The organism is Streptomyces sp. NPDC003011 (assembly GCF_053591515.1).
Genome location: NZ_JBSFTY010000018.1, coordinates 67,882 through 92,690 on the forward strand (window position 1 = coordinate 67,882; position 24,809 = coordinate 92,690).

General features: G+C 70.6%; 22 protein-coding genes and 1 riboswitch. Of the genes, 11 read left to right on the forward strand and 11 right to left on the reverse strand.

Features of this window, described 5'->3' with window-relative positions:
• Positions 1-13 precede the first annotated feature (13 nt).
• The gene (locus tag ACWD0J_RS12345) at positions 14-766 is read left to right on the forward strand and encodes an SDR family oxidoreductase (RefSeq protein ID WP_451495716.1); all 753 of its coding nucleotides are present in this window, start codon (positions 14-16) and stop codon (positions 764-766) included.
• Between the two features lie 143 nt (positions 767-909).
• A complete protein-coding gene (gene nagB, locus ACWD0J_RS12350; protein ID WP_451495717.1) occupies positions 910-1,695 on the forward strand; it encodes a glucosamine-6-phosphate deaminase in 786 nt (261 codons plus the stop codon).
• Positions 1,696-1,821: 126 nt separating this feature from the next.
• On the opposite strand, the gene ACWD0J_RS12355 is transcribed toward nagB, so the two are convergent.
• The 4 genes from ACWD0J_RS12355 to ACWD0J_RS12370 all read right to left on the reverse strand — a co-directional run bounded on the left by ACWD0J_RS12355 (position 1,822) and on the right by ACWD0J_RS12370 (position 6,578).
• Positions 1,822-3,345, reverse strand: a complete 1,524-nt coding sequence (locus tag ACWD0J_RS12355) for a glycoside hydrolase family 3 protein (protein ID WP_451495718.1) — start codon at positions 3,343-3,345, stop codon at positions 1,822-1,824.
• 8 nt (positions 3,346-3,353) lie between these two features.
• Positions 3,354-4,193, reverse strand: a complete 840-nt coding sequence (locus tag ACWD0J_RS12360; protein WP_451495719.1) for a carbohydrate ABC transporter permease — start codon at positions 4,191-4,193, stop codon at positions 3,354-3,356.
• Complete coding sequence (locus ACWD0J_RS12365) at positions 4,190-5,176, reverse strand: carbohydrate ABC transporter permease (protein ID WP_451495720.1); 987 nt, start codon at positions 5,174-5,176, stop codon at positions 4,190-4,192. The genes ACWD0J_RS12360 and ACWD0J_RS12365 overlap by 4 nt, the downstream gene beginning before the upstream one ends.
• Before the next feature lie 115 nt (positions 5,177-5,291).
• Positions 5,292-6,578 (reverse strand): extracellular solute-binding protein, encoded by a 1,287-nt coding sequence (locus tag ACWD0J_RS12370; RefSeq protein WP_451495721.1) that lies wholly within the window; start codon positions 6,576-6,578, stop codon positions 5,292-5,294.
• A gap of 358 nt (positions 6,579-6,936) precedes the next feature.
• On the opposite strand from ACWD0J_RS12370, the gene ACWD0J_RS12375 reads away from it, so the two are divergent.
• From ACWD0J_RS12375 to ACWD0J_RS12410, 8 genes are all read left to right on the forward strand, one after another.
• Positions 6,937-7,701, forward strand: coding sequence for a GntR family transcriptional regulator (locus ACWD0J_RS12375; protein ID WP_451495722.1), 765 nt, complete (start codon positions 6,937-6,939; stop codon positions 7,699-7,701).
• Positions 7,702-7,818: 117 nt separating this feature from the next.
• Positions 7,819-9,957, forward strand: a complete 2,139-nt coding sequence (locus ACWD0J_RS12380) for a carbon starvation CstA family protein (RefSeq protein WP_451495723.1) — start codon at positions 7,819-7,821, stop codon at positions 9,955-9,957.
• A complete protein-coding gene (locus ACWD0J_RS12385; protein ID WP_451495724.1) occupies positions 9,929-10,129 on the forward strand; it encodes a YbdD/YjiX family protein in 201 nt (66 codons plus the stop codon). Before ACWD0J_RS12380 ends, ACWD0J_RS12385 begins: the two co-directional genes overlap by 29 nt.
• 119 nt (positions 10,130-10,248) lie before the next feature.
• Positions 10,249-10,521, forward strand: coding sequence for a DUF3311 domain-containing protein (locus ACWD0J_RS12390; RefSeq protein WP_451495725.1), 273 nt, complete (start codon positions 10,249-10,251; stop codon positions 10,519-10,521).
• On the forward strand, positions 10,518-12,146 hold the full coding sequence (gene mctP / locus ACWD0J_RS12395; protein WP_451495726.1) for a monocarboxylate uptake permease MctP: 1,629 nt from the start codon (positions 10,518-10,520) through the stop codon (positions 12,144-12,146). The genes ACWD0J_RS12390 and mctP overlap by 4 nt, the downstream gene beginning before the upstream one ends.
• A 75-nt stretch (positions 12,147-12,221) precedes the next feature.
• A complete protein-coding gene (locus ACWD0J_RS12400; RefSeq protein WP_451495727.1) occupies positions 12,222-12,728 on the forward strand; it encodes a GNAT family N-acetyltransferase in 507 nt (168 codons plus the stop codon).
• A 52-nt stretch (positions 12,729-12,780) separates the two neighbouring features.
• Positions 12,781-12,905: riboswitch (cobalamin riboswitch) on the forward strand.
• Positions 12,906-13,026: 121 nt separating this feature from the next.
• Entirely contained in the window at positions 13,027-15,387 is a 2,361-nt protein-coding gene (locus ACWD0J_RS12405; RefSeq protein ID WP_451495728.1) for a ribonucleoside-diphosphate reductase subunit alpha, read from the forward strand.
• Positions 15,387-16,400 carry a ribonucleotide-diphosphate reductase subunit beta gene (locus ACWD0J_RS12410; protein WP_451495729.1) on the forward strand — a complete coding sequence of 338 codons (1,014 nt, stop codon included), beginning with the start codon at positions 15,387-15,389 and terminating at the stop codon, positions 16,398-16,400. Before ACWD0J_RS12405 ends, ACWD0J_RS12410 begins: the two co-directional genes overlap by 1 nt.
• Here ACWD0J_RS12410 and ACWD0J_RS12415 read toward each other — a convergent pair.
• Positions 16,313-16,555, reverse strand: coding sequence for a hypothetical protein (locus ACWD0J_RS12415; RefSeq protein ID WP_451495730.1), 243 nt, complete (start codon positions 16,553-16,555; stop codon positions 16,313-16,315). The genes ACWD0J_RS12410 and ACWD0J_RS12415 overlap by 88 nt on opposite strands.
• 92 nt (positions 16,556-16,647) lie before the next feature.
• Here ACWD0J_RS12415 and ACWD0J_RS12420 point away from each other — a divergent pair, with 92 nt between their 5' ends.
• Entirely contained in the window at positions 16,648-17,646 is a 999-nt protein-coding gene (locus ACWD0J_RS12420) for a GlxA family transcriptional regulator (RefSeq protein ID WP_451495731.1), read from the forward strand.
• A gap of 61 nt (positions 17,647-17,707) precedes the next feature.
• On the opposite strand, the gene ACWD0J_RS12425 is transcribed toward ACWD0J_RS12420, so the two are convergent.
• The 6 genes from ACWD0J_RS12425 to ACWD0J_RS12450 all read right to left on the reverse strand — a co-directional run bounded on the left by ACWD0J_RS12425 (position 17,708) and on the right by ACWD0J_RS12450 (position 24,798).
• Complete coding sequence (locus ACWD0J_RS12425; protein ID WP_451495732.1) at positions 17,708-19,075, reverse strand: bifunctional albaflavenone monooxygenase/terpene synthase; 1,368 nt, start codon at positions 19,073-19,075, stop codon at positions 17,708-17,710.
• Positions 19,072-20,157 carry an epi-isozizaene synthase gene (cyc1, locus tag ACWD0J_RS12430; protein ID WP_451495733.1) on the reverse strand — a complete coding sequence of 362 codons (1,086 nt, stop codon included), beginning with the start codon at positions 20,155-20,157 and terminating at the stop codon, positions 19,072-19,074. Before cyc1 ends, ACWD0J_RS12425 begins: the two co-directional genes overlap by 4 nt.
• A 290-nt stretch (positions 20,158-20,447) precedes the next feature.
• A complete protein-coding gene (gene def, locus ACWD0J_RS12435) occupies positions 20,448-21,098 on the reverse strand; it encodes a peptide deformylase (protein ID WP_451495734.1) in 651 nt (216 codons plus the stop codon).
• 72 nt (positions 21,099-21,170) lie between these two features.
• The gene (locus ACWD0J_RS12440) at positions 21,171-22,151 is read right to left on the reverse strand and encodes a tetratricopeptide repeat protein (protein WP_451495735.1); all 981 of its coding nucleotides are present in this window, start codon (positions 22,149-22,151) and stop codon (positions 21,171-21,173) included.
• A gap of 104 nt (positions 22,152-22,255) precedes the next feature.
• Positions 22,256-23,497 carry an HD-GYP domain-containing protein gene (locus ACWD0J_RS12445; protein ID WP_451495736.1) on the reverse strand — a complete coding sequence of 414 codons (1,242 nt, stop codon included), beginning with the start codon at positions 23,495-23,497 and terminating at the stop codon, positions 22,256-22,258.
• On the reverse strand, positions 23,494-24,798 hold the full coding sequence (locus ACWD0J_RS12450) for an HD-GYP domain-containing protein (RefSeq protein WP_451495737.1): 1,305 nt from the start codon (positions 24,796-24,798) through the stop codon (positions 23,494-23,496). The genes ACWD0J_RS12445 and ACWD0J_RS12450 overlap by 4 nt, the downstream gene beginning before the upstream one ends.
• Positions 24,799-24,809: the final 11 nt, after the last annotated feature.

Here is a 24,809-nt window from a genome sequence, read left to right on the forward strand (position 1 = left end):
AGGGAGCGCCGACATGGGCGTGCTTGCGGGCAGGACAGCTCTGGTCACGGGAGCGAGCAGGGGCATCGGGCGCGGGATCGCCGAGCGGCTGGGACGCGACGGCGCCCGGGTCGCGGTGCACTACGGCAGGAACGAGACGGCGGCGAAGGACACGGTCGCCGCCATCGAGGCGGCCGGCGGCTCAGCCTTCGCGATCGGGGCCGAACTGGGGCTGCCGGGCGACGCCGAGGCCCTGTGGAAGGAGTTCGACCGGCACGCGGACGGTGTGGACATCATCGTGAACAACGCCGGGATCGGAGTGACGTCGAGCCTGGAGGAAATCCGCGAGGAGGAGTACGACCGGGTCTTCGCGGTCAACGCGAAGGCGCCGTTCTTCATCGTCAAGCACGGCCTGGACCGCCTGCGCGACGGCGGCCGGATCATCAACATATCGTCGGGGCTCGCGCGCACCGCGGTCTTCCCGCACCTCATGGCGTACGCGATGACGAAGGGCGCGCTGGACGTCTTCTCCCGGGACCTGTCGAAGGTGCTGGGCCCTCGGGGCATCACGGTGAACTCGGTGGCGCCGGGCATCATCGACACCGACAACACGGCCGAGCTGCTGCACGGCACCGAGGAGGGCTGGGCGCAGGCCGCGGCGGTCTCGGCGCTCGGCCGGGTGGGCGAGACGGCGGACGTCGCGGACGTGGTCGCGTTCCTGGCCTCGGACGGCGGCCGGTGGGTCACCGGGAGCTGGGTGGACGCGACGGGCGGCTCGCTGACCTGAGGCGACGGGGTGCCGTGCGGGCCTGCCCGTCACCTGGGCCGGAGGGGTCGACTCTGTTAGATTGGTCTAAACCACATAGGCCCTTTCGGGTCCCCGTCGAGTCCTCTCTGTCCAGACCGTCTCCTCAGATCGGCAGGCCCAGCGTGGAAGTTGTCATCGTTCCGGATGCCAAGGCGGGCGGCGAGCTCATCGCCGAGGCCATGGCGCAGCTGCTCGGGCGCAAGCCCGACGCCCTGCTCGGCGTGGCCACCGGCTCGACGCCGCTGCCCGTCTACGAGGCACTGGCCGCGAAGGTCCGTTCCGGCGCCGTGGACGCCTCCCGGGCGCGGATCGCGCAGCTCGACGAGTATGTGGGGCTGCCCGCCGAGCACCCGGAGTCCTACCGTTCGGTGCTCCGGCGCGAGGTGCTGGAGCCGCTCGGGATCGGGATGGCCGCGTTCATGGGGCCCGACGGTACGGCCGAGGACGTCCAGGGCGCCTGCGAGGCGTACGACAGGGCGCTCGCCGAGGCCGGCGGGGTGGACCTCCAGCTGCTGGGGATCGGGACCGACGGGCACATCGGGTTCAACGAGCCCTGCTCCTCGCTCGCCTCGCGGACCCGGATCAAGACGCTGACCGAGCAGACCCGGGTGGACAACGCGCGTTTCTTCGACGGTGACATCGCGCAGGTCCCGCACCACGTGATCACGCAGGGCATCGGGACGATCCTGGAGGCCCGGCACCTGGTCCTCCTCGCGACCGGCGAGGGCAAGGCGGACGCCGTCGCGGCAACCGTGGAGGGGCCGGTCGCGGCGGTGTGCCCCGCCTCGGCCCTCCAGCTCCACCCGCACGCGACCGTCGTGGCCGACGAGGCCGCCGCCTCCAAGCTGAAGCTGGCGGACTACTTCCGGCACACCTTCGCCGCCAAGCCGGACTGGCAGGGCATCTAGGTCCGCCGTACCGTTCCCCGGCGATCCCGGCCGGGTCCCGGCCGGGGGACGTGCCCCGGCCGGGACGGACAGCGTGCGCGGGCGCCGGGTCCCGCGAGGAACCCGGCGCCCCGCCGTCGTACCGGACTACGCCCCCGCGACGGCCTCCGCGGCGATGACCTCCGCCGCCGCCCGGCCGCAGACGCGGGCGGCGCCGTGGGTGGCGATGTGGAGGGCGCCCCGGGGGGCGGCCTGGGGGAGGCCCATCTCGATGACGAGGGTGTCGGGGCGGGACGCCAGGAGCGTGTCGAGGGCCGCCGCCATCCAGGCGTGGCGGTGCTCGTCGCGGACGACGGCCACGATGCGGCGCGGGCCGGCCGCCTTGAGGGCCAGGGGCCCGGCGTGTTCGTCGGTGAAGGTCCCGGTCTCCGTGCCGGGGAGCAGGCGGGCCAGTTCCGCTGCCACGCCCCAGGGCGTCTCGTCGCCGACCGCGATGTTCGCCACCGGGGTGAGCGCGGCCACGTACGGCGGTTCGGTGAGCGGGGTGAAGTCCTCACCGCCGGTGAGGCGCAGCGCGCGGCGGGCGGCGCGGAGGCCGACGCCGGCGGTCTCCGGGGGCACCCCCGCGCCGTTTCCCGGCCCGCTCCCCCGCCCGCTCGCCGACGCCGTCCAGCGGGCCAGTGCCCGCACTCGTTCCGCCGCGTCCGCGAGGCGTTGTTCGGCGAGTTCTCCGGAGCGTACGGCGGTGACGAGGGCATCGCGCAGGCGGCGTACCGTCTCGTCGTCCGCGAGGCCGCCGCCCACGCAGATGGCGTCGGCGCCGGCCGCCAGGGCGAGGACGCTGCCGCGTTCGATGCCGTAGGTGCCGGCGATGGCCTGCATCTCCATGCCGTCGGTGACGATCAGGCCGTCGTAGCCGAGTTCGCCGCGCAGCAGGTCGGTGAGGATCCGGCGGGACAGGGTGGCCGGGCGGTCCGGGTCCAGGGCCGGGACCAGGAGGTGCGCGGTCATGACCGCACGGGTGCCGGCGGCGATCGCCGCGCGGAACGGGACCAGTTCACGGTCGTACAGCACCGAGGCGTCCGCGTCGATGCGGGGCAGCGCGTGGTGGGAGTCGACCGCCGTGTCGCCGTGGCCCGGGAAGTGCTTGGTGCAGGCGGCGACGCCCGCCGACTGGAGGCCGGTGACGTAGGCCGCGGTGTGCCGGGCGACCAGGCCGGGGGCGGCGCCGAAGGACCGTACGCCGATCACCGGGTTGTCGGGGTTGGAGTTCACGTCGGCGGACGGCGCCCAGTTGAAGTTGACGCCGCAAGCCGCGAGGCGGCGGCCGAGTTCACGCGCCACCTCCTGGGTCAGCTCCACGTCGTCCACCGCGCCCAGCGCGTGGTTGCCGGGGAAGCCGGAGCCCGTGCGCACCTCCAGGCGCGTGACGTCTCCGCCCTCCTCGTCGATCGCGACCAGCACGTCGTCGCGTTCGGCGCGCAACTGGGCGGTCAGGGCGGACAGCTGGTCGGGCGAGGCGATGTTGCGGCCGAACAGGCCGACCGAGGCGAGCCCCTCGCCGAGGCGGCGCAGCAGCCAGCCGGGGGCGGTGGTGCCGGGGAAGCCGGGCTGGAGAACCGTGAGCGCGTCGCGCGTCAGGGTGTCGGTGCCGCTGGCGAATGTCGTCATCGGGTGCGTTATCCCTTCACGGCGCCCGCGGTCAGGCCCGCGGCCATCTTGCGCTGGACGAGGAGGAAGAGGACCACGATCGGCACGGCCATCATGGTGGCTCCGGCCATCATCGGGGCGTATTCGGTGCCGTGTTTGGTGGTGAAGTTGCCGAGCCAGACGGTCGCGGTCTGGTTCTTCTGGCTGAGCAGCATCAGGGCGTACAGGTACTCGTTCCAGGCCTGGATGAAGCCGTAGACCGAGGTGGCGACCATGCCGGGCGCCAGCAGGGGGAACACGACCCGGACGAAGGCGCTCGTGCGGGAGCAGCCGTCGACCATCGCCGCCTCCTCCAGTTCCTTCGGGATGTTGACGATGAAGCCGCGCAGCGTCCACACCGTGAAGGGCAGGATGAAGGTCAGGTACGTGATGATCAGGCCGGTCAGCCGGTCGTACTGGCCCAGGTCGTTCAGGAGCAGGAAGACCGGGATGATCATCGCGACCAGCGGGACCATCTGGACCGCCAGGATGCCGACGATGACGATCTTGCGGCCGCGGAAGGCGAACCGGGAGATGGCGAGCGCGGCCAGCATGCCGACGATCATGCCGACCACGACCACCGCGAGCGAGACGACCAGGCTGCGGCCGACCGGGCCCCAGAAGTCCGCGATGTCCAGCGCACGGCTGAAGTTGGACAGGGTCAGGCCCGTGGGCAGCAGGCTCGGGTCCGGGTCGATGGCGTCCTTGGCCGGCTTGAACGCCGTGTTGAGCATCCAGTAGACGGGGAAGCCGGCGGTGACGAAGACCAGGAGGCCGAGCAGGTTCCAGCCGAGCCTGGACTTCCGGCGCGGCTCAGCCACAGGACTCATTCGACGTCTCCGATCTTCAGCATCTGACGCATGTAGACGGCGACCACGCCGAGCAGCAGCACCACGGTGAGCAGGGCGATGGCCGAGCCCTGCGCGTAGTCGTTGACCACGAAGGCGCGGTCGTAGGAGTAGGTGGTGAGCAGCTGGAACTCGGCCTCCGGGTGGCCGTTGCGCATCACGAAGACCTGCGGGAAGACGCCCATGTCCCAGATGACCGACAGGGTCGTGAGCATCACGATGATCGGCTTGAGGATGGGGAGTGTGACGTACCGGAAGACGTTCCAGGCGCCCGCGCCGTCCAGCCGGGCCGCCTCCTCCAGTTCCTTGGGGACCTGGGTGAGACCGGCACTCAGCGTGATCACGACGAAGGGCACGGCACCCCAGACCACCAGCAGCATGATCACGGCCAGGCCCTGCGGTCCGCTCGCGAACCAGTTGTGGCCGATGAGGTCGACGCCGGGCAGCCTGCTGAGCAGCGCGTTGAGGATGCCGTAGTCCGCGTCGAACAGCCATTTGAAGACCGTGGTGGCCACGATGATCGGCATGCCCCAGCTGGCCACCAGCGCGATGTTGATCAGCATCTTGACCCAGCCGGAGACCCGCTGGAGCAGCAGCGCGATCAGCATGCCGATGACCATCGTGAAGATCACGCAGCCGGCCGCGAAGACGATGGTCCGGACGACGACCGCCCAGAACTCGCCGTCGCCCAGCACCTTGGTGAAGTTGTCGAGCCCGACCGATTCGGCCGGCTGGAAGCCCCACAGCTGGGACTGCCCGAACTTCTGGAAGGACAGGGTGACCAGGCGGACCAGGGGATAGCCGAGGACCAGGGCGAGGATCAGGAGACAGGGGGCGAGCAGGAGCCAGGGGACTGCGGCCCCGCTCGCAGGCCGTCCCCCGGGTGGCTTCCTCGCGACGGCCGGTGGGGGCGGTGCCTGCCGCGGCGGCGGCACCTTGGCAGGGGTGGTCGTGTCGGCACTCATCCGCGCGCTCCTCAGCGGTCCCTCAGGTCGTACGAAGCCCTCGCGCCCGTGCGCGAGCCCGCACGGGCGTACGAGAAGCGGGGCCCCGCCGGTGAGAACGGGGCCCCGCCGGTGGTCACTTGACGTTGATGACCTTGTCGATCGCGGCGTCCGCTTCCTTCGCGGCGGCCTCCACCGACTTCTTGCCGGTGCCGATGTTCTGCAGCATGGTCTGCAGGATCTGCGCCTTCTCGACCTGGCCCCAGCCCGGTGCCATCGGGACGAACCAGTTGGACTCGGCCGCGGTGGCCGGGACCGCCGTCTTCGGGTCCTTCTTCAGGGTGGCGAGGTCGGTCTTGTTGTTGGGCAGGTTGCCCTTGGCCATCAGGGTCTGCTGACCGGAGGAGCCGGTGAACGCGTTGATCCACTCGGCGGCGACCGCCTGCGCGTCCGACTTCACCGGCACGGCGAGGTCGGAGCCGCCCAGGAAGACGGGGAGGTTCTTGCCGGACGGGCCGGGCATCACGAAGTTCTCGAGGTTGCCCTTGAGCTTGCCGCTCTTGTCGTTCTTCGGGTCCTCGGAGGTCGCGCCCTCCCAGGCCGCGCCGAAGATCATGCCGGACTTGCCCTGGCCGTAGACGATGTAACGGTCGGACTCGTCCTTGGTCTTGTCGCCGTGCATGTACGAGTCGACGACGTTCTTGAACGCGGTGAGGCCCTTGACCGACTCGGGCGAGGAGAGGTTGCCCTTCCACTGGCCGCCCGACTCGACGGCGATGGAGCCGCCGGCGTCGTAGACGAAGGACATGGCCGCGTACCAGTCACGGGTGGGCTGGTACCAGGCGCTGAACTTGTCGCCCTCCTGCTTCTGGACCTTGTCCAGGGCGGCGGTCAGCTCGGCGTAGGTCTTCGGCGTGGACTTGACGCCCGCCGAGGCGAACAGGTCCTTGCGCCAGTTGGCGACGCGACCGCCCGCGTAGTAGGGGACGCCGTACGTCTTGTCCTCGTACGTCACCGAGGCCTTGAGGCCGTCCAGCCAGGCGGCGGAGTTGTCGAACTGCTTCGGGTCGAGGGGGGCGAAGGCGCCCTTGACCATGTAGCCGAGCATCTCGGTGTTGCCCATCTCGACCACGTCGGGGACTTTGTCGGTGGCGAGGACGGCGTCGAGCTTGGTGTTCTTGTCCGGCCAGCCGTAGTACTCGTGCTCGATCTCGATACCGGGGTGCTTCTTCTTCACGGCGGCGTCGGCGGCCTTGACCAGCTCAGGCCAGTTGTTCTGCGCGTCGACGGTGAGCCAGACGGTCAGCTCCCTGGCGTCGGCCCCGCTCTTGTCCGCGTCCCCGCTGCCGCTGTCGCCCCCGCATGCCGCGACGGAGACCATCATGCCCGCGATACCGATCGCGGCTGTCAGCTTGCGCTTCACGCCACCCTCCTCAGGGATGCCACAAACCCCCCTGGCTCCCCGCGGTGCACGTGGGGCCGGGACCTGGACCAATGGTGTAGACCAGTACCGGGAGCTTGACCCAGACCCACAGGCCTGTCAAGGGTCGCGAATGGGCTCTGACCAGCCGTTATGTGACCTACATATGCAGGAACCTTTAAGTAAGAAGCCAGCGAAAACACCACCACCGGAGGTGTGCGTCCGGTAGACCATTTGACCTTGTGGACTAGACCAGGCGGGAGGGCGACGGTATACAGAGGAGATCACGCAGCGTGCGCCGGACATGCCGGTACGCTGCCGTGCCACGATGTGAGCCGCATCCGGAGCCGGGAAGGCAGACATGAGCACCGACGTGAGCAGTGCGGAGAACGAGGGTGGGGCGAGTGTCCGTACCGCGCGCGTGCCCAAGTACTACCGCCTGAAGAGGCACCTCCTCGACATGACGGAGACGCAGTCGCCCGGCACCCCGGTACCGCCCGAGCGCACCCTGGCCGCCGAGTTCGACACCTCGCGCACCACCGTGCGCCAGGCACTTCAGGAACTGGTCGTGGAGGGGCGCCTGGAGCGCATCCAGGGCAAGGGCACGTTCGTCGCCAAGCCGAAGGTCTCGCAGGCGCTGCAACTCACCTCGTACACCGAGGACATGCGCGCCCAGGGCCTCGAACCCACCTCGCAGCTGCTGGACATCGGCTACATCACCGCCGACGACCGGCTCGCCGGGCTGCTCGACATCACGGCGGGCGGACGGGTGCTGCGCATCGAGCGCCTGCGCATGGCCAACGGCGAGCCCATGGCCATCGAGACCACCCACCTGAGCGCGAAGCGCTTCCCGGCCCTGCGCCGCAGCCTGGTGAAGTACACCTCCCTGTACACGGCCCTGGCCGAGGTCTACGACGTCCATCTCGCCGAGGCCGAGGAGACCATCGAGACCTCGCTGGCCACCCCGCGCGAGGCCGGCCTGCTCGGCACCGACGTCGGCCTGCCGATGCTGATGCTGTCCCGGCACTCGCTGGACCGGCAGGGGCAGCCGGTGGAGTGGGTGCGGTCGGTCTACCGGGGGGACCGCTACAAGTTCGTGGCCCGCCTGAAGCGGCCGCAGGACTGACCGCCCCGCGGCGGCGCCCGCACCCTCGCGTGTCATTCCGTCCCGCACGCGGTGTGGCGCAACTGCCGTTCCTGCTCTACGTTCCTCCCGTCGCCGCATGGACGGGGGGACCTCCTGGTGCGTACCGCGAACGTCCGAACCATCGTCATCTGGACCCTGGTCGCGCTGGTCGGCGCGGCCGGCTGGTCCGTGCTCGCGCTCTCCCGGGGCGAGGAGGTGTCGGCCGTCTGGATGGTGGCGGCGGCCCTCGGCTCGTACGCCGTCGCCTATCGCTTCTACTCGAAGTTCATCGCGTACAAGGTGCTCAAGGTCGACCGCACCCGGGCCACCCCGGCGGAGCGGCTCGACAACGGCATCGACTTCCATCCCACCGACCGGCGGGTCCTGCTGGGCCACCACTTCGCGGCGATCGCCGGTGCCGGGCCGCTGGTCGGGCCGGTGCTGGCCGCGCAGATGGGTTATCTGCCGGGCACGATCTGGATCATCGTGGGCGTCATCTTCGCGGGCGCCGTGCAGGACATGGTGGTGCTGTTCTTCTCCACCCGCCGGGACGGCCGGTCGCTGGGGCAGATGGCACGGGAGGAGATCGGCCCGTTCGGCGGGGCGGCGGCGCTGCTCGCGGCCTTCGCCATCATGATCATCCTGCTCGGCGTGCTGGCCCTGGTCATCGTGAACGCCCTGGCCGCCTCGCCATGGGGCACCTTCTCCATCGCCATGACGATCCCCATCGCCCTGCTGATGGGCTTCTACCTGCGCGTCCTGCGCCCCGGCCGGGTCACCGAGGTCTCGCTGATCGGCGTGGCGCTGCTGCTGCTCGCACTGGTCTCCGGCCGCTGGGTCGCCGAGTCGTCGTGGGCGGACACCTTCACGCTCGCGCCGTCCACGCTGGTCATCTGGCTGGTGGCGTACGGCTTCATCGCCTCGATCCTGCCGGTGTGGATGCTGCTCGCGCCCCGCGACTACCTCTCCACCTTCATGAAGATCGGCACGATCGTCCTGCTCGCGCTCGGTGTGGTGATCGCGCTGCCGACCCTGAAGATGGACCCGGTCACCGACTTCGCCTCGCGCGGCGACGGGCCGGTCTTCGCGGGGTCCCTGTTCCCGTTCGTCTTCATCACCATCGCCTGCGGCGCGCTGTCCGGTTTCCACTCGCTCATCTCGTCCGGTACGACACCGAAGATGATCCAGAAGGAGACGCAGGTCCGGATGATCGGCTACGGCTCCATGCTGATGGAGTCGTCGGTCGCGGTGATGGCGCTGGTCGCGGCGAGCATCATCGACCCGGGCCTGTACTTCGCGATGAACGCGCCGGCCGGGGCGATCGGGACGACGGTGGAGAGCGCCTCGCAGGTGGTGACCGGCTGGGGCTACTCCATCACCCCCGGCGAGCTGGCCCAGGCGGCGGAGAACGTCGAGGAGTCCTCCCTGCTCTCCCGCACCGGCGGCGCGCCCACGCTGGCCGTCGGCGTCTCGGAGATCTTCTCCGAGGTGACGGGCGGGAGCCTGAAGGCCTTCTGGTACCACTTCGCGATCATGTTCGAGGCGCTGTTCATCCTGACCGCGCTGGACGCCGGCACCCGCGTCGGCCGGTTCATGCTCCAGGACATGCTGGGCAACGTCTACCGGCCCTTCCGGGACGTGAGCTGGAAGCCCGGCCTGGTCGCCACCAGCGCGGCCGTGTGCGCCCTGTGGGGTTACTTCCTGTGGGTCGGCGTCCACGAGCCCCTCGGCGGGATCAACCAGCTGTTCCCGATCTTCGGCATCTCCAACCAGCTGCTCGCGGCGGTCGCGCTGGCCGTCTGCACGACCCTGCTGGTGAAGTCCGGACGCCTCAAGTGGGCCTGGATCACGGGGGTTCCGCTCGCCTGGGACGCCACGGTCACGCTGACGGCGAGCTGGCAGAAGGTGTTCTCCAGCGATCCGAAGGTCGGCTTCTTCCAGCAGCGGTCCGTGTTCCAGGACGCCATCGACCGGGGCGAGGTGCTGCCGCCCGCCAAGACCATGGACGACATGCACACCGTGGTCACCAACTCCACGGTGGACGGCGTCCTGTCGGCCGTCCTCGCGCTGCTGATCGTGGTCGTGATCGCCGACGCGGCCCGGGTCTGCGTCCGGCACGTGCGCCGCCCGGCGCTGTCCACGCTGAGCGAGACGCCGTACGTCGAGTCGAAGATCGTCGCTCCGGCCGGGCTGTTCCCCACGCGCGAGGAGAAGGAGGAGGAGCGCCGTGCGGTCGGCTCTGGTACGGGCGTTTAGAGGGGTGCGCTGGTATGTGCGGGAGCTGACCGACGAGTCGGCGTACGACCGCTATGTCGCGCACGTGCGCAAGGGGCACCCGGAGGCGCGGGTGCCCTCCCGGCGCGACTTCGAGCGGATGCGCACGGACCGGCAGGAGAAGGACCCCCGACAGGGCTTCCGCTGCTGCTGACGGCCGACACAGAACCGACACATACCGGTATGCGGACGAGGGGTTCCGCTCCCGCGACACCGTGACCTAGATTGCCCTGCGCATTACACAGGTGATCACTGAGGGAACGGAGCCGCGACATGTCAGATGCGCCTGAAGTGAGGCCACCGGTGGTGACACCGGCACGTGTGGTGATCGGCCTCTGTCTCGTCGCACCGTTCGTGGCGATGCTGTGGGTGGGTTCGTACGCCAAGACCGATCCCACGTTCATCGGCATACCGTTCTTCTACTGGTACCAGATGGCCTGGGTGCTCGTCTCCACCGCGCTGACGATGATCGCGTACCAGCTGTGGCAGCGTGACCAGCGCGCCCGCGCCGCCGCCCGGTCCACGGACGGGGGTGCGTCGAAGTGAACGACGGAGTCAACGGCGTCGCGCTCGCCGTCTTCATCTTCTTCTTCCTGGCCGTCACCGTCCTGGGCTTCCTGGCCGCGCGCTGGCGCAAGGCCGAGAACGAGCACAGCCTCGACGAATGGGGCCTGGGCGGCCGGTCGTTCGGCACCTGGGTCACCTGGTTCCTGCTCGGCGGCGACCTGTACACGGCGTACACCTTCGTTGCCGTCCCGGCGGCGATCTACGCGGCGGGCGCGGCCGGCTTCTTCGCGGTGCCGTACACCATCCTGGTCTACCCGCTGATCTTCACCTTCCTGCCGCGCCTGTGGTCGGTCTCGCACAAGCACGGGTACGTGACGACCTCGGACTTCGTGCGCGGGCGCTTCGGCTCGAAGGGGCTGTCGCTGGCGGTGGCCGTCACCGGCATCCTGGCGACGATGCCGTACATCGCGCTCCAACTGGTCGGCATCCAGGCGGTGCTGGACGTGATGGGCGTCGGCGGCGGTGAGGACACCCACTGGTTCGTCAAGGACCTGCCGCTGCTGATCGCCTTCGGCGTGCTGGCGGCGTACACGTACTCGTCGGGGCTGCGGGCGCCCGCGCTGATCGCGTTCGTGAAGGACACGCTGATCTACCTCGTCATCGCGGTGGCGATCATCTACATCCCGATCAAGCTGGGCGGCTTCGACGACATCTTCGCCAAGGCGGGCGAGGCGTTCAGCCAGCCCAACCCGGCGACGGGCGCGCCGCGCGGTGCGCTGGTCCCGGCCGAGGCGGGCCAGTGGACGTACGCCACGCTGGCGCTGGGCTCCGCGCTGGCGCTCTTCATGTACCCGCACTCGATCACGGCGACGCTGTCCTCGCGCAGCCGTGAGGTGATCCGCCGCAACACCACGATCCTGCCGCTGTACTCGCTGATGCTGGGCCTGCTCGCCCTGCTGGGCTTCATGGCCATCGCGGCCGGGGTCAAGGTCTCCAACGGGCAGTTGGCGATCCCGCAGCTGTTCGAGGACATGTTCCCGGACTGGTTCGCGGGCGTGGCGTTCGCGGCGATCGGTATCGGCGCCCTCGTCCCCGCGGCCATCATGTCGATCGCGGCGGCGAACCTGTTCACCCGCAACATCTACAAGGACTTCATCAAGCCGGACGCCACGCCGGCGCAGGAGACCAAGGTCTCCAAGCTGGTCTCGCTGCTGGTGAAGGTGGGCGCGCTGGCCTTCGTCCTGACGATGGACAAGACGGTCGCGATCAACTTCCAGCTGCTCGGCGGCATCTGGATCCTGCAGACCTTCCCGGCCCTGGTCGGCGGCCTGTTCACCCGCTGGTTCCACCGCTGGGCCCTGCTCGGCGGCTGGGCGGTCGGCATGGTCTACGGCACGGCCGCCGCGTACGGCGTGGCCTCGCCGACGCAGAAGCACTTCGGCGGCTCGTCGAAGGAGATCCCCGGCATCGGTGAGATCGGCTACATCGGCCTGACGGCGTTCGTGCTGAACGTGGTGGTGACGGTGGTGCTGACCTTCGCACTGAGGGCGCTGAAGGCCCCGGACGGCATCGACGAGACCTCCCCGGCGGACTACACGGCCGACGCGGGCGACCCGGGCGTCCAGGTGGAGCTGCCGCCGGCGACGGCGGGGGCCGCACACTGAGCCGCCGTACGTGATGACGGGCCGTCGGAGAAATCCGGCGGCCCGTCGCCGTTCCCCTGATGCACACTGCCCCGCATGGACATGGTGATCCGGCGGGCGGACCCGCACGAGTACGAGCCCCTCGGCGAGCTCACCGCCCGGGCCTACCTCCAGGACGGGCTCCTCGACTTCGGGGAGGCCGACCCCTACCTCGGTGAGCTGAGGGACGTGGCCAAGCGGGCGGCCGCCGCGGACGTCCTGGTGGCCACCCGGGGCGGGCACCTCCTCGGCGGCGTCACCTTCGTCCCGTCCGGCGGCCCCATGGCCGACCTCGCCCGCGTTGGAGAGGCGGAGATACGGATGCTCGCCGTCGACCGGGCGGCCCGCGGACGCGGCGCCGGGGAGGCCCTCGTCCGTGCCTGCGTCGACCGGGCGCGGACCATGGACGGCTGCACGGGCATCGTCCTGTCGACCCAGCGCACCATGCGCGCCGCCCACCGCGTCTACGAACGCCTCGGCTTCGTCCGTACCCCGGCACGGGACTGGAACCCGGTCCCGGAGCTGGCCGACATCACCCTCCTCACCTACGAGTTGACGCTCTGAGACCGGCGCGACACAACATATGGGGGTTCTTCCCTCGCCCGGCACAAGATGTATGCTCGTGCTCGCTGTCGCCGCAGGGGAATCCGGTGTGAATCCGGAACTGTCCCGCAACGGTGTACATGCGTGCGTACGCACGCCTTGTCCAGTCCGAGGACCTGCCGACAGCGCGCCCGGCCGTACGGTCCGGGTGCCCTGACGTCCGGGCCTCGTGGAATGGGCCGGTGACGCGACGCCGCGTGCGCTCGTGCCGCCCCCTGCCCACCGCGAGGCCTCCGTGCCGAGCGAGGGAGAGCCCCACGTGACCATCGCGCCAGTCGATCCGGCCTCAGCGACCACCCCGGTGGCGCCCGACGGCCCGGGAACCGCGTTACTGCGGACCCTGGCCGAGCTGACCGCCGACCTCCCCGACGCCGACCCCGGACGGGTCGCCGCCGCCGCGCTGCGCGGCCGGTCCGCGCGGGCGGACGAGGCGGAGCTGCGCGAGCTGGCCACGGAGGCGGCGGCCGGCCTCATCTCCGAGGACCCCGCCTACTCGCGGCTGGCCGCCCGTCTGCTGACGATCGGCATCCGCGCCGAGGCGGCCTCGCAGGGCGTCACGGCCTTCACCGACTCCGTGGCCGTGGGGCACCGGGAAGGGCTCATCGCCGACCGCACGGCCGAGTTCGTACGGGTCCACGCCGCCCGGCTCGACGCGCTGATCGACCCGCACGCCGACGACCGCTTCGGCTACTTCGGCCTGCGCACCCTGCACAGCCGCTATCTCCTCCGGCACCCGACCACCCGCAAGGTCATCGAGACGCCCCAGCACTTCATGCTCCGGGTGGCGTCGGGCCTCGCCGAGGACGACACCGCCCGCGCGCTGGACGAAGTCGCCGCGCTCCACGCCCTCATGAGCCGCCTCGACTACCTCCCCTCCTCCCCCACCCTCTTCAACTCCGGCACCCGGCACCCCCAGATGTCGTCCTGCTACCTCCTCGACTCCCCGAAGGACGAGCTGGACTCCCTCTACGACCGCTACCACCAGGTGGCCCGGCTCTCGAAACACGCGGGCGGCATCGGCATCGCCTACTCCCGCGTCCGCGCCCGCGGTTCGCTGATCCGCGGCACCAACGGGCACTCCAACGGCATCGTCCCGTTCCTGAAGACCCTGGACGCCTCGGTCGCCGCCGTGAACCAGGGCGGCCGGCGCAAGGGCGCCGCGGCGGTCTACCTGGAGACCTGGCACGCCGACATCGAGGAGTTCCTGGAGCTGCGCGACAACACCGGCGAGGACGCCCGCCGTACGCACAACCTGAACCTCGCGCACTGGGTCCCGGACGAGTTCATGCGCCGGGTCGACGCCGACGCGCCGTGGTCGCTGTTCTCGCCGTCCGACGTGCCCGAGCTGGTCGACCTGTGGGGCGAGGAGTTCGACGCCGCCTACCGCGCCGCGGAGGAGGCGGGCCTCGCCCGCAAGACCCTCCCCGCCCGCGACCTGTACGGCCGCATGATGCGCACCCTCGCGCAGACCGGCAACGGCTGGATGACCTTCAAGGACGCCGCCAACCGCACCGCCAACCAGACGGCCGAGCCGGGTCACGTGGTCCACTCCTCGAACCTGTGCACGGAGATCCTGGAGGTCACGGACGACGGGGAGACGGCGGTCTGCAACCTGGGCTCGGTCAACCTCGGCGCCTTCGTCGACCGCGGGAGCGGGGACATCGACTGGGAGCGGCTGGACGCCACCGTCCGCACCGCCGTCACCTTCCTCGACCGGGTCGTCGACATCAACTACTACCCGACCGAGCAGGCGGGCCGCTCCAACGCCAGGTGGCGCCCGGTCGGCCTCGGCGTGATGGGCCTGCAGGACGTCTTCTTCCAGCTGCGCCTGCCCTTCGACGCGCCTGCGGCCAGGCGGCTGTCCACCCGGATCGCCGAGCGCGTCATGCTCGCCGCGTACGAGGCCTCCGCCGGCCTCGCCGAGCGCAACGGCCCGCTGCCGGCCTGGGAGAAGACCCGTACGGCCAGAGGGGTGCTGCACCCCGACCACTACGACACCGACCTGGCCTGGCCGGAGCGGTGGGCCGCCCTGCGGGCCCGGATCGCCGCCACCGGCCTGCGCAACTCCCTGCTGCTCGCCATCGCGCCCACCGCCACCATCGCGTCGATCGCGGGCGCGTACGAGTGCATCGAGCCGCAGGTGTCCAACCTGTTCAAACGGGAGACGCTGTCCGGCGAGTTCCTCCAGGTCAACTCGTACCTGGTGGACGATCTGAAGCGGCTCGGCGTCTGGGACGCGCGCACCCGCGAGGCCCTGCGCGAGGCGAACGGCTCGGTGCGGGCCTTCACCTGGATCCCCGAGGAGGTACGGGCGCTGTACCGCACGGCGTGGGAGATCCCGCAGCGCGGCCTGATCGACATGGCGGCGGCCCGGACGCCGTTCCTGGACCAGTCCCAGTCGCTGAACCTGTTCCTGGAGACGCCGACCATCGGCAAGCTCTCCTCGATGTACGCGTACGCCTGGAAGTCGGGGCTGAAGACGACGTACTACCTGCGCTCGCGCCCGGCGACCCGCATCGCCCGCGCCGCGCAGGCCACCGCCCCCGCGCGGGTGCCGGCCCCCGAAGAGGCCGTCGCCTGCTTCCTGGAGAACCCCGAGTCCTGCGAGGCCTGTCAGTGATGAGCTCCACCGTGAAGAACCTTCTCGACCCCGGCTTCGAACTCACCCTGCGCCCCATGCGCTACCCGGACTTCTACGAGCGCTACCGGGACGCCATCAAGAACACCTGGACCGTGGAGGAGGTCGATCTCCACTCGGACGTCACCGACCTCGCGAAACTGTCACCGGGCGAGCAGCACCTGATCGGCCGCCTGGTCGCGTTCTTCGCGACGGGCGACTCGATCGTCGCGAACAACCTGGTCCTCACCCTCTACAAGCACATCAACTCCCCCGAGGCACGCCTGTATCTCTCCAGGCAGCTCTTCGAGGAAGCGGTCCACGTCCAGTTCTATCTGACGCTCCTGGACACCTATCTGCCCGACCCCGAGGACAGGACGGCCGCCTTCGACGCGGTGGAGAACATCCCCTCCATCCGCGAGAAGGCCGCGTTCTGCTTCCGGTGGATCAACGAGGTCGAGAAGCTGGACCGGCTGGAGACGCGGGCCGACCGCCGCCGCTTCCTGCTCAACCTCATCTGCTTCGCCGCGTGCATCGAAGGCCTGTTCTTCTACGGCGCCTTCGCGTACGTCTACTGGTTCCGCAGCCGGGGCCTGCTGCACGGCCTCGCCACCGGCACCAACTGGGTGTTCCGCGACGAGACCATGCACATGAGCTTCGCCTTCGACGTGGTCGACACGGTCCGCAAGGAGGAGCCGGAGCTGTTCGACGACGAACTGCGCCGGCAGGTCACCGACATGCTGGGGGAGGCCGTCGAGGCCGAGCTGCAGTTCGCGCGCGACCTGTGCGGTGACGGCCTCCCGGGGATGAACACCGACTCCATGCGGCAGTACCTGGAGTGCGTCGCCGACCAGCGCCTGACGCGCCTCGGCTTCGCTCCGGTGTACGGCTCGGAGAACCCCTTCTCCTTCATGGAGCTCCAGGGGGTTCAGGAGCTGACCAACTTCTTCGAGCGGCGGCCGTCCGCGTACCAGGTCGCGGTGGAGGGCACCGTGGACCTGGACGAGGACTTCTGATCCCGGGAGTCCTCACGAGCCTTGTGGGCCTCCCTGATCTGACGGTCGACGCGCCTGTCGCGCATGATCCCGATCACCGACGGGAGGACCAGGAGGACGAGGAGTCCGAGGACGGCGAGCATTCCGGTCAGTCCTTGCATCTCTGCTGTAGTCATGACACCACTGTCGCTCCGGACGCTCCTGACCGACAGTGGCAGGACTGCCGTAGGACCTCGATTTACTGCCACTTCCGGTGCACACTGGCAGCATGCTCCAGAACGTGGCGGCCGTCGTCCTCGACGGCGTGAACCCTTTCGAACTCGGCGTCATCTGCGAGGTCTTCGGCACCGACCGCAGTGACGACGGCCTGCCCGTGTACGACTTCGCGGTCGCCTCGGCCGAGGGCCCCGCGCTCAGCTCGCGCGCGGGTTTCTCCCTGCGGATCGACCACGGGCTGGAACGCCTGGAGTCGGCCGACCTGATCGCCGTACCGGCCGGGGCCGACTACGGAAGCCGGACCTTCCCGCCGGAGATGCTGGAGGCCCTGCGGCGCGGTGTCGACCGCGGGGCCCGGGTGCTCAGCGTCTGCTCCGGCGTCTTCGTGCTCGCCGCGGCCGGACTGCTCGACGGCCGGCGCTGCACCGTGCACTGGCATCACGCGGACGAGCTGGCGCGGGCGTACCCCCGGCTGACCGTCGAGCCGGACGTGCTGTACGTCGACGAGGACCCGGTGATCACCTCGGCCGGCACCGCCGCCGGGATCGACGCCTGTCTGCACATCGTGCGCAAGGAGCAGGGGCCCGAGGTCGCCAACAAGATCGCCCGGCGGATGGTCGTCCCGCCGCACCGGGACGGCGGCCAGGCCCAGTACATCGAGCGGCCGCTGCCCCGGTCGCAGTGCGACACCGTCGGCGAGGTCCTCGTGTGGATGGAGCGGCACCTCGACGAGGAGGTCACCATCGAGCAGCTCGCCGAGCTCGCGCACATGTCACCGCGCACCTTCGCCCGTCGCTTCCAGCAGGAGACGGGCACGACTCCCTACCGCTGGATCCTGCGCCAGCGCGTGCTGCTGGCCCAGCGCCTGCTGGAGGTGACGGACGAGACGGTGGACGCGATCGCCGGCCGGGCGGGGTTCGGCAACGCGGCCGCGCTGCGCCACCAGTTCGTCCGGGCGGTGGGGACCACCCCGAACGCCTACCGGCGCACCTTCCGCGGGCCGGAAACCGTGCCGGAAGCGGCGGCCAGGGCCGGCACGGGCGCCGCCTGACCCGTCACCTGCGGCTTCTCACCTGCGGCTCCTCGCCTCCGGCTTCTCACCTCCGGCCCCGTCACCTGGGCACCGCTTTCAGCAGCAGCCGCTTGGGCCGCAGCGTGATCCCCACCCGGGTCGACTCGTCGGCCGCCGGCAGGCGTTCGAAGCGCCACCTCGGGATCACCGTCGCGAGGATGACGCCGAGTTCGGCCACCGAGAAGTGATCGGCCGGGCATTTGCGGTTGCCCGCGCTGAAGGGACTCATCGCGTACTTCGGCACCTGTGCGGAGTGGCCCGGGAGCCAGCGGTCCGGGTCGAAGTCGAGGTGCTGTTCGTAGGACCGCGGATCCCGCTGGAGGGCGAGCGGGCTGTACACGATGTCCGCTCCGGCCGGAATGCGATACCCGCCGAGTTCGGTCTCGGCCATGGCCCGCCGCGTCAGAATCCATACGGCGGGCCGTATCCGCAGGGCCTCGGTGACGACATTGTTCGTGTGCGTGAGCTTCCGGAGATCGCCGAAGGCGATCGGACGGTCACCCACGACCGATTTCACCTCTTCGCTCACCCGGTCCGCCTGTTCCGGGTGTTCCGCCAGCAACTGCAAGATCCACATCAACTGGGACCCCACTGTTTCGCTGCCCGGGGTGAGAATTGCTATGACCTGGTCGTGCACCTCCTGATAGTTGACCGGTTCACCATTCTCGTCCTTTGCCTCCAGCAAGGCGGTCAGCAAATCGTCGGGCTTGTCGGCGGCGGCCCGGCGTTGCGCAATGACCTCGTCGGCCAGCCGGTGCAATTCGGCCAGCGCCCGGTCGAATTCCCGGTGGGAGGGAAGGGGCAGCCGGTAGAACGGGCCGAAGGAGAGGATCATCCGCCGGTACATGCCGCCGAACACCGTGGCGAGGGCGGTGCTCAGCCGCTCGGCCAGGTCGTCGATGTGCTCGATCTGCAGGAAGCACCGGGCCGTCATCCGCACCCCCACCCGGAACGCCTCCGAGGTGACGTCGACGGTGTCCCCCGGCTGCCAGCGCGTCGCGAAGGCGAGCGACTCCTCGACCATGACCCGCTCGTACTCGTGGATGACGTCCTTGCGGAACGAGGGCTGGATGGTCTGCCGCTGACGCCGGTGCAGCGGCCCGTTGCTGGTCGCCACGCCCTTGCCGAGCAGCACGTCCAGGGTGTCCCAGAGCGGCCCGCCGATCTCGTAGCCGGGGCTCGTCAGCATGTCGCCGACGAGGTGCGGCGCGGTGACGGCGTACACCGTCTTCGGGCCGAGCCGCAGCCGGACCAGGTCGCCGTCGTCGCGCAGCCGGGCCAGGAAGCCCAGCGGATCGCGGACGAGCTTCCAGCCGTGGCCGAGGCCCGGGACCCCGCCGCCCGCGAGGGGCGGCTCACGCAGCTCCGGGGCCGAGGACGCCTCGGGCTTCACAGATTCGACGGTCATTTCTCACCTGCCGCTTCGTTGTTGACGTACGGGGGTGTGGACCGGTCGTCCCAGCTGTCGACCCGGTACCGGCCGGACTCGTGGTGGAACCAGTAGACGGTGCTGAACCAGTTCCGCATATTGCAGACACAGGCCCGCACGGCGGCGCTCAGTTCCTTTCCCTGCACTGTTCCGTCGGCGAGGTCGTCGGAGAGCCGCAACGCTTCCTGTTCGGCTACGAGGAATCCGGATATGCATTCCTCCACTCGTCGGCGGACTTCCGCGACCGCTTCTTCCAGGGTCAGTCCCTCATGTTTGATGAGACTGATTCCGAGATTGTGCACCTCGTCGCCCGCTATTTCCTTCGGCAGCGAACAGAGGTCGTTGTACCAGGCCGCGAATTCCTGGCTCAGCAGCGCCGCCCGCCGGTATGCCGGGTGATTCCGTACACGGTCCGGCAGTTCGCACCCCGCGCTCGGCTCCAGCAGATCGGTCCAGATCCAGTGCGCGAAGGTGAGGCGGCGCAGTGCCAGGTACTCCTCGACGGCCGGGACGATGCCCTCGGTGCGGTTGTGGAATTCCCGGTCGTACGCCTCGATCACCTCGTGGAAGTGGCGGGCGAAGCGGGCGTTCCAGGACCCTGGCAGGAACGAGTACAGCCGCACCATGCTGTCGGCGAACCCGGCGACCAGTGGATCCTCGTGGCGCAGGTGGTCCCTTGGGGAGTCGAGGGCCGTGTGCAACCGGAACCTGAGCCGCCGCCAGGCGGCCGGGCGGCCGTGCACGATGTCGCGGTCGTGGCGGTCGTCCCAGACGAAGAACCACGCGCTGTAGTCGGCTATCGCCTGGAGGATCTCGTCGGGGGCACCCAGGTAGTACCCCGCCATGAGGTCGGTGTAGCACAAGCCGTCGGCATATTCCTCGACCTTGTCCGCCGGCATGAGCCGTTTTTCCAGCAGCCAGGTTCGGGTCTTCTCCTGGAGCCTGGGCCAATACGGGTGCAGTCGCCTGGGAAACGCTGCCTCGATCACCGGAAGAGAGAGCGATGGTGGAACCGCGACCGCCGTCGGCGTCGATGTGGTGCTGTGTGGGAAAGCAGGCACGAACAAACCCCTTCCAGCCGCCAGTTCACGCGCGCCCCTCCCGCTGTGCCGGGCGTGCGCCGTTGCGTATTGCCGCACACCCATTCAGCACCACAACTGACCGTTCTGGGAACGGATTTGCTCCATTCACTACCCCACAACGCCGAGACTCTCCCGTTGCGTGACTGGTTCTGGATCACTAGGGGAGCAGAAGCGATCGAACGTGCGACGGACAGACGAACGGCGCCTGTTCGGGACGGGGTTCCCGGACAGACGCCGTGCGGAAGGGAGTCGGTGAGGCCCGAGGGGTCTCAGTCGTTGACGACCACGGGGTAGCGGGGCTCGTTCTCGGCCATCTGCCGCAGCGCTTCCTTGCGTTCGCGCTTGGAGAGCCGGTCGATGTAGAGGTACCCGTACAGGTGATCGGTCTCGTGCTGCAAACACCGAGCGAAGTAGCCGGTGCCGCGCACCTTGACCGGATTGCCCTTCTCGTCCTGGCCGGTCACCTCGGCGTAGTCCGGGCGGGCGAGCGGGGCGTACGCGGTGGGCACCGACAGACAGCCCTCGTTGCTGTCGTCGAGGCGGCGCCTGTCCGCGGGCAGGTCGACGACCCTCGGGTTGCAGACGACCCCGACGTGCCGCTTGCCCTCGTCGTCCAGGCAGTCGTAGACGAAGACCTTCAGGTCGACACCGATCTGGTTGGCGGCCAGGCCCACGCCCTCGGCGGTGCGCTGCGAGGCGAACATGTCCGCGACCAGCTGGTCGAGCTCCGCGCCGAACTCGGTGACGTCCTTGCACTCCTTGTGCAGCACCGGGTTCCCGACGACCGTGATCGGCCGCGAGGTACCACGCTCGCGCCAGGCGCTCTCGCGCTCCTCGCAGTCCTCCGTGTCGATGACGAAACCCTCGTCGTCCACGGGGAGCACGCCCACGTGCTGCTGATCGGTGTCCTGCTGCGCCATGACCGACGTACGCCTTCCTAGATGAACAGGGAGTGTGATGCGGATACAGGGTACGGCGATCCCGGGGGCGGCTCAGCAGACCTCTTCGAGATCCCGCCAGTCCCGGGAGTCCGGGCTGTCCGCGACCCAGCCGTCCAGCAGCCCTCGTACCAGCGAGGCCGGCGCGGCCAGCCCGCACTCCCGCTCCGGCACCCACAGCTGCCCGTCGGTGCGGTGCCCGAGCGGCCCGGGATGTCCCGGCTCACTGTGGTCGTGCGGGTCGAGATGGTCCCCGTCTCCCTCGTCGGACGGCATCCGTGACTCGGAGCACATCCGGCACAGCAGCCGCACGGACGACGACCAGTCCTCGGCGGCGAAGCCGGCGTCGGCGGCCAGCTGCTCCAGCGCGTCCCGGTCGGTCTCGGTGTCGGCCTCCAGCAGCACCACCCACGTCGGCACCGGCGACGGCGCCCACAGCTCGATCTCGTCGAACACCGGATAGGCGTGCCCGGCGGTCGTGGTGCGCTCGCCGTGCGGCACCCCGTCGTGCAGGACGACCTCGCCCCAGCGCCGCCCCGACGACGGCAGCGGGATCGAGAGCACCTCGACGCGGGCGGGGTCCAGCCGCCGCCCCCACACCACCTCGGCCTCCCCCTCCGGGGACAGCCGTACGGCGGCACTGCCGAGGTCCATGCCGAGCGGCTCGCCGTTCGCCGTGGCGCCCCCGGGCACCCGCAGTCCGTACGCCTGCCAGGCCCGCCGGGCCAGCGGCCAGTCCTGCAGCGCGGTGGCGGCGATGCCGACGTTCCACCAGTCGGGTGCGCCCGTCTCCCGGTCGAGCAGGGCCACGGCGCGCAGCCCCGCCGCCCGGGCCTGCTCCCAGTCGTGCCGGAACTTGTGCAGGAGGGCGAGGTTGAACCAGGACTCCGACAGCCAGGGTTCGAGATCGGCGGCTCGCGTGAGCAGTGCGCCCGCGTCCTCGTACCGACCGTCTCCGATCAGCGTGAACGCGCGGTCTGTCGCCTGCCGCCAGGAGGCGGAGGGCCGGTTCCGTCCCTTGCCGAAGATCCTCACGATTCCCGCCTGCCAGTTCCGTGGAGTGGGCTGGCTGTGCCCCCGGACACCCTCTCCTTCGCATCCAACCACGTACGGCTGGAACGTCGCTCATTACCCATGGGTTACCCAGCCGGGACCGGGGTCAGACAGTCCCGCGACAGGACTCCGGCCAGCGCCTCGACCACCTCGGGCGCGTACTCCCCGGCACCGGCCAGGCGCAGCTCCTCCAACGCCCTGAGGGGTCCGCCGGGTCCGGCGTCGCGGGCCTTCTCCTCGTACGCGTTGACGGCCCGCACGATCCGTGCGGCGACCGGCTGTTCCGCACAGGGGTCGGCCTGCCGCTCCACGACCGCCGCCACCTGCGGGCTCACCCCGGTCTGCCGGACGACGGCCCCGCCCAGCAGGGCGATGCGGCGCTGCTCCGCCGGGGGCAGCGTGGCCGTGGCCCCCCTCGGTACCGGGTCGACGAGGCTCAGCTGCCCGATGTCGTGCATGAGGGCCGCGTACTCCAGCACGGTGAGCTCGGGCCCGGACAGCCCGAGGTCCCGTCCGACGGCGAGGCTGAGCGCGGCGACCCGGCGGGCGTGCCCGGCCGGGGTGTACCCGGCGATCTCGGTGGCCCGGGCGAGGGAGGCGATGGTCTGCCGGTAGGTGGCCCGGACCGCGGCGTACCGCCGGAAGGACAGCTGGGTGAGCAGCAGCGGCAGCGAGAACACGGGTACCGCCCACAGCCCGGCCACGGCCACCGCGAGCGCCATCACGGCGCCGGTCGCGCAGACGGCGGACCCGATCCCGCGCAGCGCCCGCAGCTCGTCCCGCAGCAGCGGGCCGAAGGGCCACCGGGTCCGGGAGTGCGCGAGTGCGGCGGCGAGCACGGCGTCGCACAGCGCGGTGAGGGCGAGCAGCGCGAGCAGCAGCAGGGCGTAGCCGGAGCCCCAGCCGCGGAACGTGCCCTGGTTGCAGAGGGGCTGGAAGCACACGGCGGCGAACCCGACGGTGAGCACCCGCCGGGCCAGGTGGTCGAGGCTCGGCCGCCCCCGCGCGATGTGCGGCACGCTGCCGAGGAGGGAGGCGGCGAGCACCACGGCGACGACCTGGAGGGCTCCGTGCCGCGTCGGCTGCCCGGCGTCCGCCCCCAGCAGGGCGTACGACAGCGCGCCCGCGGCGCCCAGCGGCGCGGCCTCCCGGGCGTGGGCGCCGGCCCACCGGGTGAGCTCACCGACGGTGACCAGCACCCCGAAGGCGAGGGCGACCCCGCGTTCGTCGAGGCCGGTCCAGAGGGTGGCGGCGACGGAGAGGGTGGCGAGGAGTCCCGCGGAGGTGTGGATGAGGGCGAGCGGGACCGGAGGCCGGCGGCCGCTCATCGGCGGGCTCCCGGCAGGCTGGAGACCGGGGGGCGGGGACGGGGCGGAGGGGTCTCGTCCGCGGTGACGGCGGGGTGCCAGCCGTGCCGGCCCAGCGCGCGCACGAGGGCCGTCACCATCATGGGGTCGAACTGGGTCCCGGCGCACCGCTCCAGCTCCTCAAGAGCCGCGTCCACGGGCCGGGCCCGCCGGTAGGAGCGCGTGGACGTCATCGCGTCGAACGCGTCCGCGACCGCCACCACCCGTGCGGACTGCGGGATCTGGCCGCCCCTCAGGCCGTACGGGTACCCGCTCCCGTCCAGCCGCTCATGGTGGTGCAGGACGGCCGCCCGGGCCTCCCCGAGGAAGCAGATCCCGCGCACCATCTCGTGCCCGTACTCGGGATGCAGCTCGATCACCCGGCGTTCCTCGGGGGTCAGCGGCCCGTCCTTGCGCAGCAGCCGCGTGGGCACGCCCAGCTTGCCCACGTCGTGCAGGATCCCGGCGAACCGCAGCATCTCGACGCGGCCCTCGTCCATCCCGAGTTCGCGGGCGATCATCATCGACGCCTGTCCGACCCGCTCGCTGTGCCCGCGCGTGTAGCCGTCCTTGATGTCGACGGCCTGCACGAGGGCCCGGATCGTCGCCTGGTGGGCGGCGCGCTCGCGGTGGTACTGCGCGAACACCCACCAGGACACGCACATCGGCAGCAGCACGAGCAGCGCGGCGACGGGCCCGTAGGGGCTGCGCCAGAGCACGGCCATCATCAGCCCGGCGAGCCCGTGCACGGCGACCGGTGCGAGGGAGCGCGGGAACAGCGCCTGCCGGGCCCGTACCGGGACCCTTTCGGCGAGCGTCCGGATCCCCGCGTCGAGCACGCTCAGCACCAGGCAGAACGTGAGGACCGCGGCGCCGGCCGGGGCGAGCGCGTACGGGAAGTCGGCGTCGACGACGGCGTCCCGTCCGCCCAGCGCCCAGTGCACGCGCGCGGCCAGCCACACGCCGACGACGAGCTGGGCCGCCCGCCACACCCGCCGCAGCCACCGCGGCCGCTGCTCGGCGCGGGACAGCAGCGCCCCCGGCAGCGCGACCAGGGCGGCGGCGGGCGGGGGCAGCAGAAAGGCCCCGGCGAGCAGGACGGGGTAGAAGGTCCCGGTGAACGGCCGGCGGGCGGCGGCCTGCTCGCAGCCGGCGTACAGCAGGGCGAGCAGGGCCACCGCCCACCAGGGCGTCCGCACGGCCGGCAGCGGGGCCAGGCAGACCAGTGCGAGGACGACGACAGAGGCGACGTACACACGGGCCCGTGCCGGAACCGCCTCCATCACGCCCCTCC

Excerpts from the sequence above, each read along its gene's own strand:
- ACWD0J_RS12390 (WP_451495725.1), top strand. The coding sequence starts at position 10,249 with ATGTCAGATGCGCCTGAAGTGAGGCCACCGGTGGTGACACCGGCACGT.
- ACWD0J_RS12360 (WP_451495719.1), bottom strand. The coding sequence starts at position 4,193 with ATGAGTCCTGTGGCTGAGCCGCGCCGGAAGTCCAGGCTCGGCTGGAAC.
- ACWD0J_RS12365 (WP_451495720.1), bottom strand. The coding sequence starts at position 5,176 with ATGAGTGCCGACACGACCACCCCTGCCAAGGTGCCGCCGCCGCGGCAG.
- ACWD0J_RS12445 (WP_451495736.1), bottom strand. The coding sequence starts at position 23,497 with ATGAGCGGCCGCCGGCCTCCGGTCCCGCTCGCCCTCATCCACACCTCC.
- ACWD0J_RS12400 (WP_451495727.1), top strand. The coding sequence starts at position 12,222 with ATGGACATGGTGATCCGGCGGGCGGACCCGCACGAGTACGAGCCCCTC.
- ACWD0J_RS12345 (WP_451495716.1), top strand. The coding sequence starts at position 14 with ATGGGCGTGCTTGCGGGCAGGACAGCTCTGGTCACGGGAGCGAGCAGG.
- ACWD0J_RS12410 (WP_451495729.1), top strand. The coding sequence starts at position 15,387 with ATGAGCTCCACCGTGAAGAACCTTCTCGACCCCGGCTTCGAACTCACC.
- ACWD0J_RS12420 (WP_451495731.1), top strand. The coding sequence starts at position 16,648 with ATGCTCCAGAACGTGGCGGCCGTCGTCCTCGACGGCGTGAACCCTTTC.
- ACWD0J_RS12415 (WP_451495730.1), bottom strand. The coding sequence starts at position 16,555 with ATGACTACAGCAGAGATGCAAGGACTGACCGGAATGCTCGCCGTCCTC.
- ACWD0J_RS12450 (WP_451495737.1), bottom strand. The coding sequence starts at position 24,798 with ATGGAGGCGGTTCCGGCACGGGCCCGTGTGTACGTCGCCTCTGTCGTC.
- ACWD0J_RS12355 (WP_451495718.1), bottom strand. The coding sequence starts at position 3,345 with ATGACGACATTCGCCAGCGGCACCGACACCCTGACGCGCGACGCGCTC.
- ACWD0J_RS12425 (WP_451495732.1), bottom strand. The coding sequence starts at position 19,075 with ATGACCGTCGAATCTGTGAAGCCCGAGGCGTCCTCGGCCCCGGAGCTG.
- def (WP_451495734.1), bottom strand. The coding sequence starts at position 21,098 with ATGGCGCAGCAGGACACCGATCAGCAGCACGTGGGCGTGCTCCCCGTG.
- ACWD0J_RS12375 (WP_451495722.1), top strand. The coding sequence starts at position 6,937 with ATGAGCACCGACGTGAGCAGTGCGGAGAACGAGGGTGGGGCGAGTGTC.